This is a genomic window from Rhodococcus xishaensis, assembly GCF_004011825.1.
GTDB lineage: Bacteria > Actinomycetota > Actinomycetes > Mycobacteriales > Mycobacteriaceae > Prescottella > Prescottella xishaensis.
This window is the reverse complement of sequence record NZ_RKLO01000003.1, coordinates 533,370-550,599: the sequence shown is the minus strand read 5'-3', so window position 1 is coordinate 550,599 and position 17,230 is coordinate 533,370. Positions and strand designations below refer to the sequence as shown.

13 protein-coding genes are annotated in these 17,230 nt (G+C 66.5%); 9 read left to right on the top strand and 4 right to left on the bottom strand.

From position 1 onward, the window contains the following. Positions 1-167 precede the first annotated feature (167 nt). From EGT50_RS10040 to EGT50_RS10005, 8 genes are all read left to right on the top strand, one after another. Positions 168-899: an enoyl-CoA hydratase gene (locus EGT50_RS10040; RefSeq protein WP_127953746.1), complete on the top strand. Its 732-nt coding sequence runs from the start codon at positions 168-170 to the stop codon at positions 897-899. An 11-nt stretch (positions 900-910) separates the two neighbouring features. Continuing rightward, positions 911-2,008: an MBL fold metallo-hydrolase gene (locus EGT50_RS10035; protein ID WP_127953744.1), complete on the top strand. Its 1,098-nt coding sequence runs from the start codon at positions 911-913 to the stop codon at positions 2,006-2,008. A gap of 125 nt (positions 2,009-2,133) precedes the next feature. Next, positions 2,134-4,599 carry an HAD-IC family P-type ATPase gene (locus EGT50_RS10030; protein ID WP_127953741.1) on the top strand — a complete coding sequence of 822 codons (2,466 nt, stop codon included), beginning with the start codon at positions 2,134-2,136 and terminating at the stop codon, positions 4,597-4,599. A 79-nt stretch (positions 4,600-4,678) separates the two neighbouring features. Next, a complete protein-coding gene (locus EGT50_RS10025) occupies positions 4,679-6,343 on the top strand; it encodes a Na+/H+ antiporter (RefSeq protein WP_127953738.1) in 1,665 nt (554 codons plus the stop codon). Positions 6,344-6,360: 17 nt separating this feature from the next. Beyond that, positions 6,361-7,557: a lipase family protein gene (locus tag EGT50_RS10020; RefSeq protein WP_127953735.1), complete on the top strand. Its 1,197-nt coding sequence runs from the start codon at positions 6,361-6,363 to the stop codon at positions 7,555-7,557. Between the two features lie 200 nt (positions 7,558-7,757). Beyond that, positions 7,758-9,383, top strand: a complete 1,626-nt coding sequence (locus EGT50_RS10015; RefSeq protein ID WP_127953730.1) for a substrate-binding domain-containing protein — start codon at positions 7,758-7,760, stop codon at positions 9,381-9,383. Positions 9,384-9,528: 145 nt separating this feature from the next. After that, positions 9,529-11,016, top strand: coding sequence for a class I adenylate-forming enzyme family protein (locus tag EGT50_RS10010; RefSeq protein WP_127953727.1), 1,488 nt, complete (start codon positions 9,529-9,531; stop codon positions 11,014-11,016). Positions 11,017-11,187: 171 nt separating this feature from the next. After that, positions 11,188-13,425, top strand: coding sequence for an ATP-dependent DNA ligase (locus EGT50_RS10005; RefSeq protein ID WP_127953724.1), 2,238 nt, complete (start codon positions 11,188-11,190; stop codon positions 13,423-13,425). A gap of 51 nt (positions 13,426-13,476) precedes the next feature. On the opposite strand, the gene EGT50_RS10000 is transcribed toward EGT50_RS10005, so the two are convergent. The 4 genes from EGT50_RS10000 to EGT50_RS17035 all read right to left on the bottom strand — a co-directional run bounded on the left by EGT50_RS10000 (position 13,477) and on the right by EGT50_RS17035 (position 16,665). Next, on the bottom strand, positions 13,477-14,184 hold the full coding sequence (locus EGT50_RS10000; RefSeq protein ID WP_127953720.1) for an HD domain-containing protein: 708 nt from the start codon (positions 14,182-14,184) through the stop codon (positions 13,477-13,479). Then, positions 14,171-14,833 carry a TetR/AcrR family transcriptional regulator gene (locus EGT50_RS09995; RefSeq protein ID WP_235870670.1) on the bottom strand — a complete coding sequence of 221 codons (663 nt, stop codon included), beginning with the start codon at positions 14,831-14,833 and terminating at the stop codon, positions 14,171-14,173. The genes EGT50_RS10000 and EGT50_RS09995 overlap by 14 nt, the downstream gene beginning before the upstream one ends. Positions 14,834-14,971: 138 nt before the next feature. Next, a complete protein-coding gene (locus EGT50_RS09990; protein ID WP_127953717.1) occupies positions 14,972-15,784 on the bottom strand; it encodes a class II aldolase/adducin family protein in 813 nt (270 codons plus the stop codon). Positions 15,785-15,981: 197 nt separating this feature from the next. Further along, a complete protein-coding gene (locus EGT50_RS17035) occupies positions 15,982-16,665 on the bottom strand; it encodes a PucR family transcriptional regulator (RefSeq protein WP_164873381.1) in 684 nt (227 codons plus the stop codon). 72 nt (positions 16,666-16,737) lie between these two features. On the opposite strand from EGT50_RS17035, the gene EGT50_RS17030 reads away from it, so the two are divergent. Further along, positions 16,738-17,043, top strand: a complete 306-nt coding sequence (locus EGT50_RS17030) for a hypothetical protein (RefSeq protein ID WP_164873380.1) — start codon at positions 16,738-16,740, stop codon at positions 17,041-17,043. The last annotated feature ends 187 nt before the right edge of the window (positions 17,044-17,230 follow it).

Here is a 17,230-nt window from a genome sequence, read left to right as displayed (position 1 = left end):
TCATAGCCTGAATTTGCCGTCCGACTTTGCGGCAACGCCCGCAGCGGTTCCGTTGTTCCACGGGGCTCGGTCGGTGGGTCTCGCGTTGCGGGTACTGTTCGGATCGCACCCGCCGGGGACCGTCCACGGTGGACGGCGCCCGCGTCCGAGAAAGCGAGTGAGGTCAGATGATCGGGACCAGCCGTGACGGGCACGTGGTCACGCTCGAGTTGCAGCGCCAGGATCGCCGCAACGCACTCAATGCCGAGTTGTGCATTGCGCTCCGCGAGGCTCTCGAGAAGGCAGTAGCCGATGGGGCCAGAGTGGTCGTGCTGACCGGACAGGGCACCGCGTTCTGTGCTGGCGCCGACCTCTCCGGTGATGTGTATGCCGAGGGGTTCACCGATCACCTGCTCGCCATGTTGCACACGATCGATGCGATCCCGGTCCCGGTCATTGCCGCGATCAACGGGCCCGCGGTGGGGGCCGGCACCCAGTTGGCGCTCGCATCGGACCTGCGCGTGGTCGCGCCCGAGGCCAGCTTCGGTATCCCTGCTGCGAAACTCGGCATCGCCGTCGACAAGTGGACGGTGCATCGCTTGGTGTCCCTCATAGGCGGCGGCCCGGCTCGTACGATGCTTCTCGGTGCCGAGATGCTCTCGGCGGAAGAGGCTTTCGCGCGCGGTCTAGCGAACAAGATCGGTGACATCGGTACCGCGCAGAAGTGGGCGCGAAGCATCGCGGAACTCGCGCCGCTGTCTCTGCGGCACCTCAAGCTGGTCTTCAACGACGACGGCACCCGCGAACCACAGACAGAGGAGCAGCTCGCCGCAATGTTCGCAGCATGGGGCAGCGAGGATGCGCAGGAGGCGCGGGCAGCGCGCCTCGAGAACCGCGAACCCGACTTCCGGGGTCGATAGAGGGGACGACGATGATCGCCAGAGGAGCAATCGTCGCGGCGGCGGCGGCAGGTGTGGGATGGGTGGCACGGGCCGCGTGGGGAACCATTCCGGCGCTCGGAGCGTCCCGTGCGGACATCGAACCGTATGCGTCGGCGTCACCGCGATACCGCGACAACCGGTTCCACAATTCCGACCCGGGTTCGTCACTGCCGTCCGGCTCGCAATCCGGCCTCGCGAAGGCCGTTCTCACGCGCGGAAGTACGGGTCGGCCGCGACGCACGATCCCACTCGCGACGCCGCTGGCGCCAGCCAGCGCCGGCGAACTGGCGGTGACCTGGTTCGGGCATTCGAGCGCGCTGGTCGAGATCGATGGCCGTCGAGTGCTGACGGATCCGGTATGGAGCGAACGGGTTTCGCCGTCCACCGTCGTGGGGCCGGCGCGCATGCATCCCGTACCGATGGCGCTGGCGGACCTGCCCGCGGTCGACGCCGTCGTCATATCCCACGACCACTACGACCACCTGGATCAGGCGACGATCACGGTCCTAGCCCGCACCCAGGACACCATGTTCGTCGTGCCCGTCGGGGTAGGCGCCCACCTGCGACGGTGGAACGTCCCAGAGGCCAGGATCGTCGAACTCGATTGGGACGAGAGCGCCGAGGTGGCCGGCCTGACCCTGACCTGCACCGAGGCTCGCCACTTCTCAGGTCGAGCGCTCGCGCGCGACATCACACTGTGGGCGTCGTGGGTGATCGCCGGACCACGCCGAAAGGTCTTCTTCGGCGGCGACTCCGGGTACACGCCACGCTTCGCCGACCTCGGCCGCCGGTACGGTCCGTTCGACGTCACCCTGTTGCCGGTCGGTGCCTACGACGAGCGCTGGCCGGACATCCACATGAATCCTGAGGAGGCGGTCCGCACACACCTCGACGTCGGAGGTGCGCTGCTGATCCCGGTCCACTGGGGCACGTTCAACCTCGCATTCCATCCGTGGGGTGAGCCGATCGCTCGTCTGATCGACGCAGCCACCGCCGCCGGCGTGGAGATGTCGGTTCCGATGGTCGGCCAGCGCGTCGACGCGATGCGTCCGGGCATGCAAGAGAAGTGGTGGAAAGACCTGGGTTGAGTCGCGTCGTGGTCACCTGACCCGCACCACCGTGCCGAGGCCCGGGTGATCGTGTGATCGACATGACCGCGCCGGAACGCAGCTCATCGGTGGCGGCTGCGGCAGGTTGGCATAGCCTTCGTGTCATGGCAACGGACGAGCCGATCGAAGGTGCCGCTGTCGGCACCTTGGACACCGATCCTCGACACATCGAGGACGGCCTCACCGCAGATCAGGTGGCGAAGCGGGTCGCGAACGGGCAGACCAACGATGTGCCCGATCGAGCGAGCCGCTCGGTCAAGGACATCGTCCGGGCGAACGTGTTCACCCGGATCAACGCGATCCTCGGTGTCCTGCTGATCATCGTGCTGTCGACGGGGTCGATCGTCGACGGGATGTTCGGTCTACTGATCATCGCCAACAGTGTGGTCGGCATGATCCAGGAGATCCGCGCCAAGCGGACGCTCGACCGCCTTGCGATCGTCAGCCAGGCCAAGCCGGTGGTTCGCCGTGACCGGGCGGCGACGCCGTTGCCGCCCAAGGAGGTCGTGCTCGACGACATCATCGAGCTCGGCCAGGGCGACCAGATCGTGGTCGACGGCATCGTCGTCGAGGCGTCGGTGCTCGAGGTGGACGAGTCGTTGCTCACCGGCGAGGCCGATCCGGTGCCCAAGACAATCGGCGCCCGGGTGCTGTCGGGCAGTTATGTCGCCGCCGGCAGCGGCGCCTACCGGGCGACCAAGGTGGGGCACGAGGCGTACGCTGCGAAGCTCGCCGATGAGGCCAGCAAGTTCACGCTGGTGCACTCGGAGTTGCGCTCCGGCATCAACAAGATCCTCAAGTTCATCACCTACCTGATGGTCCCGGCGGGTCTGTTGATCATCTACAACCAGCTGTTCTCGAGCGGTCAGGCACTCGCACCGGCGCTCACCGGCATGGTCGCAGCCCTTGTGCCGATGGTCCCCGAGGGCCTGGTGCTCATGACGTCGATCGCGTTCGCGGTCGGCGTGGTCCGGCTCGGACAGCGCAAGTGCCTGGTGCAAGAACTGCCCTCGATCGAGGGCCTCGCCCGGGTCGATGTCGTCTGCGCCGACAAGACCGGCACCCTCACCGAGACCGGCATGAAGCTCGCCGAAGTGCGCACCGCCAAGCCAGACGACGAGCAGGCCGCCCGTGCACTGGCCGCGATGGCCGCGGACGATCCGCGTCCCAACGCGAGCATGCTCGCGATCCGGGAGTCGCTCACCGATGATCCGGGCTGGGAACCGACGGCGGTGGCACCGTTCTCGTCGGCCAAGAAGTGGAGCGGCCAGTCCTACGGCAGCAACGGCAACTGGGTCCTCGGTGCCCCGGACGTCCTGCTCGACTCGGACAGCGACATGGCGCGGCAGGCCGAGAAGATCGGCGCGCGGGGCCTGCGAGTGCTGCTGCTCGGCAGCAGCGACCGGCCGGTCGACGCCCCGGATGCGCCCGGTGCCGTCGCACCGCGGGCACTGGTGATCCTCGACCAGAAGGTGCGCCCCGACGCCCGTGAGACCCTCGATTACTTCGCGAGCCAGAAAGTCGAGGTCAAGGTCATCTCCGGTGACAACGCCGTTTCGGTGGGCGCGGTCGCGACGACACTGGGCCTGCCGGGTGGGGAGAACGCGGTCGACGCCCGCCAGTTGTCAGAAGAACCCGAGGTACTTGCGGACACGCTCGACGAGGCCACCACCTTCGGCCGGGTGCGCCCCGACCAGAAGCGCGCGATGGTTGGCGCACTGCAGTCACGCGGCCATACCGTCGCGATGACCGGGGACGGTGTCAACGACGTCCTGGCGCTCAAGGATGCCGACATCGGAGTCGCGATGGGTTCAGGGAGCCCGGCCACCCGCGCGGTCGCGCAGATCGTGCTGCTGGACAACAAGTTCGCGACGCTGCCGTACGTGGTCGCTGAGGGCCGGCGCGTGATCGGCAACATCGAACGGGTCGCGAACCTGTTCCTCACGAAGACCGTCTACTCGGTGCTCCTCGCCTTCCTCATCGGCGTCTCAGGCATCGTGGCGCAGATCTTCGACTTCGACCCGCTGCCGTATCCATTCCTGCCGCGACACGTGACGATCGTTGCCTGGTTCACGATCGGCATCCCCGCGTTCATCTTGTCGCTGGCGCCCAACAACGAGCGTGCTCGCACCGGATTCGTCGGCCGTGTCATGCGGCTGGCGATCCCGTCGGGCGTCATCATCGGTGTCGCGACATACGTGTCGTATCTGTTCGCATACGCGGGCCCCGAAGCCAGCGAGCAGCAAGTGGAGCAGGCCGGAACAACGGCGCTGATCACCCTCATCATGATCGCGCTGTGGGTCCTGGCCGTCGTCGCCCGCCCGTACACGTGGTGGAAGATCGTGCTGCTCGTGTGCTCGGTGCTCGGGTACGTCGTTCTGTTCGGATTCAGTTTCACCCGCGAGTTCTTCAAGCTCGATCCGTCGAACATCGCCGCGACGACGGGCGGGTTCGTGATCGGGCTGTTGGGCGTGCTGTTGGTCGAGGTCGCCTGGTGGGTGACCGGACGGATCCACGGTGAGCGCCGTCGACTGTTCGCCTCGAGCGACGACCTGCCTGGCGTGCACTGATATGGCGTTTTAGCAGGTCATGACCATCTGACGCCCACCGTAGCCGCCGACCGGGCGAAGTTGGCGGCACAATCGACAGGTGAGCTTGAGCCTGGTACTGCTCGTCATGATCGCCGCCATCGCGGTGACGAGCCTGGCGAAGCGGCGGGATCTGCAGGTCCCCCTCGTCCTCGTAGCGTTCGGGTCCGCGGCATCGTTCATCCCCGGCATGCCCCGGCTCGAACTCACGCCCGAGATCCTCCTCGGGGTCGTGCTCCCTCCGCTGCTGTACTCGGCCGCACTGGACTTCTCGATCGCGAGCCTGCGCCGTAACATCGCCCCGATCCTGCGGCTCGGCGTCGGACTCGTGCTGGTGACGGCCTTCGTCGTCGGGTTCTTTGCGAACTGGCTCGTCCCCGAATTGACGCTGGGGGCGGCCCTCGTCCTCGGCGCGGTCGTCGCGCCCACCGACGCGGTCAGCGCGGTGAGCGTCGGGCGCAAGCTGGGCCTGCCGAAACGCGTACTGGCGATCCTCACCGGCGAAGGACTGCTCAATGATGCGACCGCACTGACCCTGTTCACCGTCAGCGTCGGCACCGTCGCCGGAACCCGCGTGCTGGTCGAGCAACCAGTGCTGTTCTTCCTCTACGAGGTCGCCGGCGGCGTCGCGATCGGTGCCGTGATGGCCACTGTCGTCCGGCTCGTCCGGGACCGCATGTTCGACTCACCGCTGGAAACCGTTCTGGGGTTGGTGCTGCCGTTCGCGGCCTACCTCGCCGCGGAAGAGATCGACGCCTCCGGTGTGCTCGCGGTCGTGGTGGCGGGCTTCATGATGGGCCATCACGCGACCAATGCCTCGATCCCGACGAGGATCCAGGAGCGTTCTCTGTGGGAGACCCTGGACCTGCTGCTCGAGATGTTCGTCTTCGCGTACATGGGGCTGCAACTCAAGTTCGTCATCGACGACGTCGCTGACGAGGGACTTCCCGTCTACCACGTGTTTGCATACGGGTTCGCGGTGCTGCTGGTCGCCATGCTCCTGCGGCCACTGTGGGTGTTCGGTAACTGGGGTCGACTGAGAAGTCGCACCGACCCCGGACAGGGGGCGGCGGTGCAGGCCGGGATGACCTGGCGGCAGAAGGCAGTCGTCTCCTGGGCCGGCATGCGTGGCGTCGTCACCCTCGCCGCCGCCGGCGGTGTCCCGGTGCTGACTGCGTCCGGCGACCCGTTCCCGGGACGCAGCGTCATCCAGGCGATCGCGTTCACCGTCGCGGTCGGCACGCTGCTGATCCAGGGCTCGACGATCCCCTTCCTGATCAAACGGCTCGATGTTGCGGACCACGAGGAGGCCGAACGCGGCCGCCGGGAGGTACAGTTCGCGCGCCGCATCTCGGCCGTCGCCGCCGATCGGGCTCTCGCCGAAGCGGCAGCCAGTCCGCCCCCGGGAGTCGACCCGGAGGAGTTCGCGCACGCCCTCGACCGGGTGCGCGTGTCGATCCGCGCCCAGGCGCAGGTCGAGGAGGCCGAGGGCGACGACGACGGCAGTGGGGACGACGGTAGCGACGACGGGAATACGACGACGCTGCACCACGCCGGGGCACTGTTCGACACGGTGCGGCGCCGGGTGCTCCAGGCGCAGCGCAGCGCACTCATCGCCGCGCGTGACGAGGGATACCTCGACGACGAGGTCCTGCGCGCCGAACTCGAGTCGCGCGACATCGAGGAGGCGGCGGCGGAACAGCGCGTGCGCCGGTGGAGGGGATGAGGGGCACAATCGGAGCAATGACCCTGACCCGGACGGCGCTCACCCTGCTCGTCTGCGCCGCGACTGCCGTCGGCTGCGCGACGACGGCACCGGAGTTGGTGCCCGCGACCGCCGCCGGCACCGCGAACGAGCTGGCAGTCCCCGCTCTCAGCCCTGCCGAGCGCGGCCTCGTCACATCCGCTGAGCCGTTCGTCGGCACCGGGCTGTCGGGGCAGCGGATCCTGTACCGGTCCACGTCCGGGATCGACGGCCGCGGAACCGAGGTGTCGGGTACGGTGTTCGCCCCGCCCGGGCAGCCTCCGCCCGACGGCTGGCCCGTGGTGACCGTCGGGCATCCGACGACTGGTCTGATCGACGAGTGTGCGCCCTCGCGTGCCCCCGACCTGTTGGGGTCGGCCGGACTCGTCCGAGACCTGCTGGCCCGCGGATTCGTCGTCACCGTCACCGACTACCAGGGGCTGGGCAACCCGGGTCCGCACCCTTACCTGGAGCCGATCACCGCCGCGTACAACCTGATCGACGCGGTTCGGGCGGCCCGGTTCCTCGTTCCGGACACTTCCCCGCGGTGGGCGGCGATCGGGGAGTCGCAGGGCGGGCAGGCGTCGTGGGCGGCCGCTGAGCAGGCCGCGGCGTACGGTGACGGCCTCGACTTCGTCGGGGCCGCGAGCCTGTCCCCGCCCGCGGACCTCAGCCCGGTCGTGGCCGACGGACCGCCGGTCCTCGACGTTCCGCAACAGATGTTCCTGCCGATGTTGCTCGACGGGCTGGCGGTGGCGCACCCCGATCTCGACGAGAGCAACTACATCCACGGCCCGCTCCTCGAGAATCGCGACGTGCTCCGTACGTGTACGCGCGACCTCGTGCCCGAGAAGGTGGCCATCGCACTGAGCCTCACCCCCGCCGACACAGCCCCGAACAGCAACGCCGACGTCGAGAGAATGCGCAAGTGGCTCACGCAGGACGCGCTGCCACAACGACCGGCCACGGCGCCGATGCTGGTGGTGGTCTCCGGCCGTGACGTGCTCATCCAGCCGGACTGGACCGTCGACGCTGTCGACCGTGCGTGCGCTCTCGGTGACACGATCGAGCTGCGGTACCGCGCCAATGACGCCCACGCCGACTCGCGTGCCCTGCCGGGCGCGATCGACTGGGTTGCGGGGCGGTTCGCGGGTGCGCCGATCGCGGACACCTGCGCCGGAGCGGCGACGCCGTGAGCGCGGCACTGTGGACCGCGCTGGTGGCCTCGGTGGCCTCGGTGGCTACCTCTGTAGGGCACTGTTGTGCACGTCACTCTCGGGATTGGCTACCATCGGTGCCCAAGTCGAAGGTGCTCGTCACCGTCCACATCTGATCGGCGGAACCCGCGCAACACGCGCATCGCCGCCTCGCGCTTACCACGGAGGTCTCTAAGTCCATGGCCGGTCGCCACAGTGCCCCACGGTCGAAATCGGTCCCGCCCGTCGTCAAGTACACGACGGTAGGCCTGGCCATTGCGGTCGTCGTCGGCGTCGGAGGCTTCGCCATAGTCGGCGGCCTGGTCGGCAAGAAGTGCGAGTCGGTGAGCGACTACACAGTGGCCGCGGATCCCTCGATCGCTCCCGTTCTCAGCGAAGTCACCAGCGGAACCTCGGCAGAGGACCTCGGCTGCCGCAGCTTCTCGATCCAGGCCGCGTCCGGAGTCGACGCCCTCGGAACTCCGGGCCGTGAGGATGGCCCTGAGCTGTGGATTCCGGATTCCACACAGTGGGTCGCCCGTGCGGGCGGCGTGTCGGGCACCCAGTTCGACTTCGCGACCCCGTCGGTCGCTACTACGCCGATCGTGATCGCGGCACGCGACGGCGAGATGCCGTTCTTTGCGAACTGGGTGAGTGCGCTGCAGGTTCAGGGGCTGCGGACCGGCGACCCGCTCTCGAGCAGCGTCTCGAGCGGGCCGATCGTCGGCGCACTAGCCGAGGCGGACACGGGCCAGATCCCCGCCGACTCGGTCAATGGGGCGCTGGTCCCACTCGCGCAGACGCAGGCCGCCAACATGCTCGACGCCGACGCCGCGAAGCGTCTCGAGGCCGTCGTGTCGGACGGCGGCACCGCGATCGCGACGGAACAGCATGTAGCCGAGAACCAGGGGGACCAGTCGGCAGGGTTGACGGTCACCGCACCGAACACGGGGGCCGTGTTCCTCGACTACCCGATGGTGGTGACCGCGCCGGACTCCCGTCAGGACGAGGCGAAGGAGGCCGGTGTCGCGCTGGCTGAGGTGATGCGCTCCGACGCCGGGCAAACAGCACTGTCGGCGGGTGGCTTCCGGGGGCCGGATCGCGCTCCGCTCGACGCCGGTCGGGGAGTCGGGGAGATCGCAGTGTTGACGGTGACGGATCCGGAGGCGGCGTCGCAGTTGCTGAAGCGGTACGCCGTGCTCGCGCTGCCGTCACGAGCACTCGTGGTCGAGGACGTCTCGGGATCGATGTCCGAGACAGCCGGCACGGAGACACGGATCGCTTTGACGGTCCAGGCAAGCGAGACCGGGGCGACGTTGTTCCCGGACAACGCCCAACTCGGTCTGTGGGCGTTCTCGATCGGGCTCGGTGAGGACGGGCAGGACTACAAGGAACTTGTGCCCATCCGCCGTCTGGACGAGAAGAGGAACGGCGTCAGCCACCGGGAGCGACTCACCGATGCCGTGCGCGAGCTGCCCACACTCGTCAACGGTGGCACCGGGCTGTATGACACGACGCTCGCGGCTTTCCGCAAGGTCAAGGAGAGCTACGACCCCGCCGCGATCAACAGTGTCATTCTCTTCACCGACGGCTCCAACGAGGATCCATCGAGCATCTCGCTCGACGAATTGCTCGACAGGTTGGAGAAGGAACAAGACCCCGCACGTCCGGTCATCATTGTCACGATCGGCATTACCGACGACGCAGACGCAGAGGTTTTGCAGCAGATCTCGGCCGTGACCGGCGGAACCAGCCACATCGCGCGCACACCCGCCGAGATTCCCGGTGTCTTCGTCGACGCGATGCGCAGTCGCGCCACCGCCTGACTCGGAGCACGACCAGGCGACACATGTGACGTCGGGACAAACGGTTTTCGAAAGTTGAGCCCGCGGACTGTTTCGACTCGGCCAAGACCCCTTTAGTGTGGTGATCGGCACCGTTGTGTCCGAGACACTACGGAAGGGTGATGTTGTGTCGGATGTCAACTACTTCGCGTGGGACCGAGCCGCGGAACGTCCCGACAATCCGTGTGTCCGCGACGACCATGTCGAATTGTCGTATAGCCAGTTCGCCGATCGTGCGCTCGCATTCGCCGAAACTTTGGCGGACCGAGGTGTCGGTGCCGGTGACGTCGTAGGCGTGATGTTGCCCAACCGTGCCGAGCTCCTGATTGCGTTGAATGCCGCCTGGCGCATCGGCGCGATTCCGACTCCGATCAACCCGGCGTTCAGTGCTTCGGAGGTCCAGTACCAGATCGACGATGCCGGCGTGATGCTTGTGGTCAACGAAGGACCGCAGGCACCCGACGGCGGGCGGCCGGCCATCTCGGTAGGCGAGATGGCGACCACCCCATCTCCGGATCGGACCTGGGGCGAGGCGCCGGTCGGGGCTGACTTGGCCATGCTGATCTACACATCGGGTTCGACGGGCCACCCGAAGGGCGTCCAGTTGACCCACGCGAACCTACAGTTCATGGCCGATTCCGTTCGGAGCCATTTGCGAGTGACCGAGAATGATCACTGCTTGCTGATCCTGCCGCTCTTCCATGCCAACGCGATAGTCATCAGCTTCCTCGCACCGATACTGGCGGGCGGACAACTGACCATCACCGGCCAGTTCTCACCGGAGCGCTTCCTGGACGACGTCAGCCGCCTGCGTCCGACCTACTTTTCTGCCGTCCCCGCGATCTATGCACTTCTGGCGGCTCTGCCCGCCGACACTGCAGCCGACACGTCGTCGTTGCGGTTCGGGATATGCGGCGCTGCTCCGATCTCGAAGGAACTCTTGGATCGGGTGGAGAGGCGGTTCGGCCTGACCGTAGTCGAGGGCTACGGGCTAACCGAGGGCACCTGCGCCTCGGCGTGCAACCCGGTCGACGGCGTGCGCAAGATCGGGACCGTCGGGCCGCCGATGCCCGGCCAGCAGGTTGCCATTGCCGGGCCGTCCGGAGAACATCTGCCCATCGGCGGAACCGGTGAGGTGCTCATCAAGGGACCGAACGTGATGCCCGGATACGTGGGGCGTCCGGAGGAAACAGCCCGCATGGTGGTCGACGGCTGGCTCCACACCGGCGACGTGGGACGATTCGACAACGACGGCTATCTCACGGTCCTCGATCGTATGAAAGACATGATCGTTCGGGGCGGAGAGTACGTGTACCCCAAGGAAATCGAGAAGGCTCTCGCCTCCCATCCCGCGGTGGTGGAGGCCGCCGTGATCGGCGCCGAGCACCAGATTTTCGGGGAGGTCCCCGTCGCCTACGTCGTGACCTACCCCGACAGCGTGGTCACCGAAGGAGAACTGCTCGCCCACGCCGCCGAACGGGTGCCGCGAACCAGGGTGCCCACGAAGGTGTATCTCGTCGACGCTGACAGCCTGCCGCGGAACCCCGTCGGCAAAGTGGACAAGCCCGAGTTGCGCAAGCGTCACACATCGAAGCCGCTGAGCGCGCAAAGCTGATCCGACCGGCACTGCGACGGACGCGCCTCGTCGAACACCTGCAGCCCACCACCGCGGCGCTGGAGTACGCGCTGCGAGCCCTGGAGGTCTGTAATAGCTCAGTTCCGTGCTGTTGGGCAGTCGACGGCGCACAATGTGCGTACAGCGTGTCGGTCCAGGGGAGGTGCTCGCATGCCCACACGGACGATCGACGGCCGTCGGGTGGCTGTGAGCAGGTTGGACAAGGTGCTGTACCCGGCCACGGGTACGACCAAGGGCGAGGTGATCGACTACTACACGGCGATCGCACCCGCCATGCTTCCGCACGTCGTCGACCGTCCTGTCACCCGCAAGCGTTGGCCGAACGGGGTGGACGCGCCGTCATTCTTCGAGAAGAACCTCGCAGCGTCTGCACCGAAGTGGCTCACCAGCCACGCCGTTCACCACAAGGACCGCACCGTCCGCTATCCCATCATCGACTCGACGGCCGCCCTCGCCTGGATCGGACAGCAGGCCGCGCTGGAAGTGCATGTCCCGCAATGGCGATTCGTCGATGGAGAGCCGGGGCCGGTAACCCGGCTGGTCTTCGACCTGGACCCCGGCGAGGGCGCCGGCCTGCCCGAGTGTGCACGGGTGGCAATCGCGGTGCGGGATCTCGTCGCGACACTCGGGTGGACCGCATACCCGGTCACGAGTGGTAGCAAGGGGATTCACGTCTACGTGCCGCTCGACCGTACGCTCGCCCCCGGCGGTGCATCGACCGTGGCGCGCAAGGTCGCCACCAGTCTCGAACAACTGCATCCGGATCTCGTGACGGCGACGATGTCGAAGTCGGTGCGGGACCGAAAAATCTTCCTGGACTGGAGCCAGAACAATCCCGCCAAAACCACGATCGCGCCCTACTCGCTGCGCGGCCGAGCCGCGCCCACGGTCGCCGCGCCCCGCACGTGGGAGGAACTCGAGGATCCGCTGCTGCGTCATCTGAGGTTCGACGAGGTCCTGGAACGCTACCGGCGCATCGGTGACCTGCTCGCCGATCTGGACGCGAAGATGGACGCCCTGACCGAGTACCGGCGCAAGCGTGATCCTGCGCGCACTCCGGAGCCGATGCCGCGAACGGAAGCCGAAGGAGGTGAAGGTAATTCGTTCGTGATCCAGGAACACCACGCCAGGCGTCTGCACTACGACTTCCGGCTCGAACGTGACGGCGTCATGGTTTCGTGGGCTGTGCCGCGTGGTGTTCCGACCTCTCCCAAGGAGAACCGACTGGCCGTGCAGACCGAGGACCATCCCCTCGAGTATGCGACGTTCTCGGGGTCGATACCCAAGGGCGAGTACGGCGGCGGAACCGTGAGCATCTGGGACGCAGGCACTTACGAACCGGTCAAGTGGCTCGACGACGAGGTGATCGTCCGTCTGTACGGTCAACGCGTCGAGGGGCAGTTCGCGCTCATCCGGACCGGTGGCGACCAGTGGCTGATGCACCGGATGAAGGACGGCGGAGACGTCGGGGACCTGCCGCGCGCGCTGCGGCCGATGCTCGCCACCGGCGGAAGTATCGACGGTCTCGATCCCGCCGAGTGGGCCTTCGAGGGGAAGTGGGACGGAGTCCGGCTGATCGTCGAGTTCGACGGCGAGAAGATCACCCTGCGAGGCCGCGCCGGCAACGATGTGACCGACCGGTACCCGGCGTTGCAGGCCTTGGCGGCCACGCTCGACGGGCACCGGGTGGTGCTCGACGGTGAGGTCGTCAGCCTTGACGATGCCGGCCACACGAGTTTCACCGGCCTGCAGGCTGGGGGAGCACCAGTGTTCTGGGCGTTCGACATCCTGTATTTGGACGGTGTGTCGTTGGTACGCAAGCGTTACGACGACCGTCGACAGGTCCTCGACGCGCTTGCGGCGGCGGTGGACGGGCTCGTCGTCCCACCGCAGCTGACGGGCTCGATCGAAGACGTCGTCGAGCGCAGCCGCGACCTCGAGGGTGTCGTCGCAAAGCGCCGTGACTCGATCTATCTACCCGGCAGGCGGGGATCGGCGTGGATCAAGACGAAGAACTGGCACACCCAGGAGGCCGTCATCGGTGGGTGGGTCCGTGGACGCGGCGCACGAGGCGGGCGGTTCGGCTCGTTGCTGCTCGGGGTTCCCGACGACGACGGCCTGCGCTACATCGGCCGCGTCGGCGCCGGGTTCAGTGAGCGCGAACTCGACCGGGTAGGCGCGGTGCTGGCGCCGCTCGAACGCAGGACCAGTCCCTTCATCGGTGACGTACCCGCGGTCAGCGGACGCGAGACCGTTTGGGTGACACCGAAGATCGTTGGTGAGGTCCGGTTCCGGGACCGCACCGATACCGGCCGGCTCCGGCACCCGAGTTGGCGGGGATTGCGTGAGGACAAGTCACCCGACGACGTCCGCGACGAGCCCGGCTGAGTAAGTCCGCCTCCGCATGAACACCGCGTGAGTCGCGGTCTTCCGGCGGCATCAGCCTTGTGGACCGCGCCCATCCAGCGGGTTGAGGCGTAGCGGCAGTGCGAGCCCCGACCGGTACATGGTGGCGGCGACCGAACGGGGCCGCAGTCGTGCTTCGGTCCGCATGGCTGCGAGAAATTCCTGCTGGAACCCGTTGCGTGGATGGGCATCGAGCACGCGGGTGACGAAGGTTCGGGTGAGTTCGCGGAGCCGGTATCCGACGACGTCGAGGTGCGCTGCGTCGTGGAGTGCACGTTGCTCGGGCGCCGGGCCGGGGGTGGGGTCGAAGTGCCGGAGGATGGCGGGCTCGACCAGATCAGCCAGTTCGGGGCGTCCGGCATCACGACAGAGCCCAGCGGCGACCGCGCCGCTGGCGGTGACGAAGCACCCGACGCCGGGTTCGGTAGTCCCGAGTTCGATGTCGTGGAGCATGCAGGCGACGAACAGTGCTTCCGCGTCAGGGGTGATCTCGTCGATCTCGGCCAGCGCACAAGCCCATTGCCAGCAGCGTCGACTGTGCTCGTAGATGATGGGCGTGAGCGTCTGCTTCGCCAGCTCGTCGGCCTCGGCGCAGACGGGCGTGTCAGGCGCGCTCGTGAGCGGTCGATCGGTGCCGACGCGGGGGCCGAGCGTTGCTCGCGGGACTTCGAGCGTCGCGTTCAGCAGTGCGCGGGCGCCGAGGCGGACTCGCTCGCCGCGGGTCTTCTCACCGGGTTGCATTGCCGCTCCTATCGGTTTGGGTCAGGCGGGACAGGGAGGTTTCGACGGCCGCGGCCAGCAGGTCGTCGGCTGTCTTCGCGTCGATCAGGTTCTGTTGAAGCAGGCTCAGAACGCCGTTCACGGTTGCCCATGCAAGCAGTACATCCGTCCGGACGTCGGCCTCGTCGGCCGGAGTTCCCGATACCCGCCGCACGACGTGGTCGACCACACCACCGAGTCGGACAGCGACCTCTGCCCGCGCCCGCCTGGCTACGTCGGCCCCGCTCGATTTACCCCTCGATGCGGTGTCGGCGATGTCGGTCAAGCCGAGCAGTCGGAAGGCCAGTGGGTAGTCCCGGTGGAACCGGATGTACTCGATCAGCGCAGCGCGGGCAGCGGCCGCGCCGTCCGGCGCGGCGTCGACGACATCGGACATCCGGGCCGCATGATCGCGCGCGGTCCGGCATCCCAGTACCGCGTAGACCTCCGCCTTGCCGCCGGGGAAGTTGCCATAGACCGAGGTCACCGCAACGTCCGCGGCCTTCGCGAGGTCCTCTACCGAGGTTTCGCGGTATCCGCGTTCGGTGAACAGGACTTCTGCCGCATCGAGCACCGATGTGCGCGTGCGCCGCCGTCGCCGGTCGCCCTCGCTGTCGAGTAGGGACTCCATGAACGAAACTGTAGTCCAATTTCAGAAATGAAGTCTAGTTTCACTTTCGCAAGGGTTCCAACTTGCGGACCAAACTCGTAGGAGGCCTCTCGGTCGAGAGGAACTGGGGCGGTCGCGGGTTCAGTACGGGAATGCCCATCAGGTCAACAGGTCTGGCTGCTCGTGGACAAGGCTCTCGTAGATGGGTTGAAAATTGAGCCACCCCATATACGGGGTGCCGAAGTGGCGGCGGGTGTGCCGCGCCGCCTCCGGTGAGACCGGTTTCGGCGGAGTTGCCGATGCCTCGATCAACAGCTGTACCCGGCAGGCGTGCTCGAGGGCGATGAACCACCAGGCCGCTTCGTCGATGCTGTGCGTTCCGGCAGAAAACAACCCGTGGTTTTGGTGGATGACGGCTTTGTTGTTCCCGAACCTCGAACCGACAGCCTTTCCCGCATCGACTTCGACGACGATCGCGCCGGCTTCTTCCTCGATGACCGCGTGGTGCTCGAAGAACACACAGACATCTTGAGTATTCGGTGGTAGCAGCCGCCCCATGGCGGCCCAGGCCGCCCCGTGAACCGTGTGGGCATGGCACGATGCCACGATGTCGGGATTCGCCTCATGGATTGCCGAGTGCAGGACGAAGCCAGCCCGGTTCGCAGCGTAGTCACCTTCTACGACCCTGCCGCCGTGATCGACGAGGATCAGGTTCGACACTTTGACGTGCGCGAACGGCACGGCGAATGGATTCGTCCAATAGAGGTTGGGGCTTTCCGGGTCGCGGACCGTAAGGTGGCCGCCGGTTCCGTAACTGAAGCCGAACTTGTCGAACGCGCGGCACGCCGCCGCGAGACGTTCCTTTCGATGCTTGCGCTCTTCCTCCACATATTTGAACTTTGGTAGCTCGGGGAACTTCAGCCCCTGTTGCTCGGGTTGGTAGATGGATTGGCGCTCCGCCGTCTCGGTCATGACGTCTCTCCTTTTCGGCGGCTCGATGTCGTAGTCGCAACCTGTCTCGGATGCCTAACTGCAATCGTCGGCGCGAGTGGCGGAGCGTACAACCGCGGTTTGTCGCGAGATGAGACAGCGACTTTCACGGTTCGTAGCAATGCCCTGGTCGAGCTGTTCGCATCCAGGCTGTGGGATCGATGAGGCAGTCGTCCAGCTCACCTGTCTTGTAGGCGGGTGTACGCGTCGAGCAGTTCCATCGCTTTGAGTCCGAGGTGGAGAACTTGGCGTACCTCGCCATCGTGGAGGCTCATCTCGAGCTGCATCTCAATCTGGTTCAGGCGGTAGTAGAGTGACGTCCGGTGCAACCTAAGGCGTTGGGCGGTAACAGGTATCGATCCGCCCGAGGCTAGGTACAACGTCAGTGTCTCGCCGAGAACACCGTGAGAGTCGTCCTCGAGAAGTCGGCGCAGATTTGACGGAACTACCTCTTCGAGATCCTCGCGCTGTAGCCGCAAGAGGACGGAAAACACCCCGAGATCGGAGTACGTCGCGAACGGCCGGAACTGGGGGAGCAGCGTTGCAGCCTCGGCGGCCAGTCGTGATTTCTTCCGCGCCGTGCGCATCATGCTCAGCGGTGCCGGGGTATCGCACAATCCCAGTGTGCAGCAAGATCTCTCGCTGACAAGTGAGCTCACCGACTCAAGGATGCGCCTGCCTTGCTCACGAATGCCCTCCATGCTCGAGGGGTGTTCGGTGACTGAGCAAATCGTCGCAATTCCGTCCTGGTACAGGTGCGCCAGTCGAGCGCCCTCCCTCAGCCCCGCGTTTGCCAGTCCGGCATCGACCTCGAGGCCAACCTCAGCGCCGCAAAGCCCGGGGCTCCTGATCTTCATCGTCATGACCACGGCCTGTTCGACGGGACCGCCCATGATGTGGGCGGCTTGGGAGCGAGCATGCTCCCGGGCGGCGTCGTGATCACTGAGAAGGTCGGAGAGAAGTTTGGACCGTTGCTCGCGGCACCGCCTCTGGTCTGCTTGATTGCGATCGAGAATGCCGACCATCGCTCGAGCCGTTTGCATCGCGGCATCAAGTTCGACGTCGGTGAGGCCGCTCTCGGCCCGATCGATAATCATGAGCAGGGCCAGCAGGGTTCGTCCTTGCCGGATCGGGATCACGAATCGTTGCTCGAAGCCCAACTCCGGTGCGGCAGCAACGGTACCGGGTTCACGCCAATCTCGGACCCCAAAGGAATGGATGTGTCGATAGACCTCGGGTAGCGCCACCCGAGCCAACACAGCCCGAACCCGAGCCTCGTCCTCGTCTCCGTAGTGAGCGCTAGTGGCGAGGATTCGAATCTCCGGGTCGGTGACCGTGACGGATCGTTGCAACCGCGCCGCCAGGCGATCGGCCAAGTCCTGCAAGTCGTGCGTCGGCAACACCCCACTCCTCAGTAGGTGGTGGCGC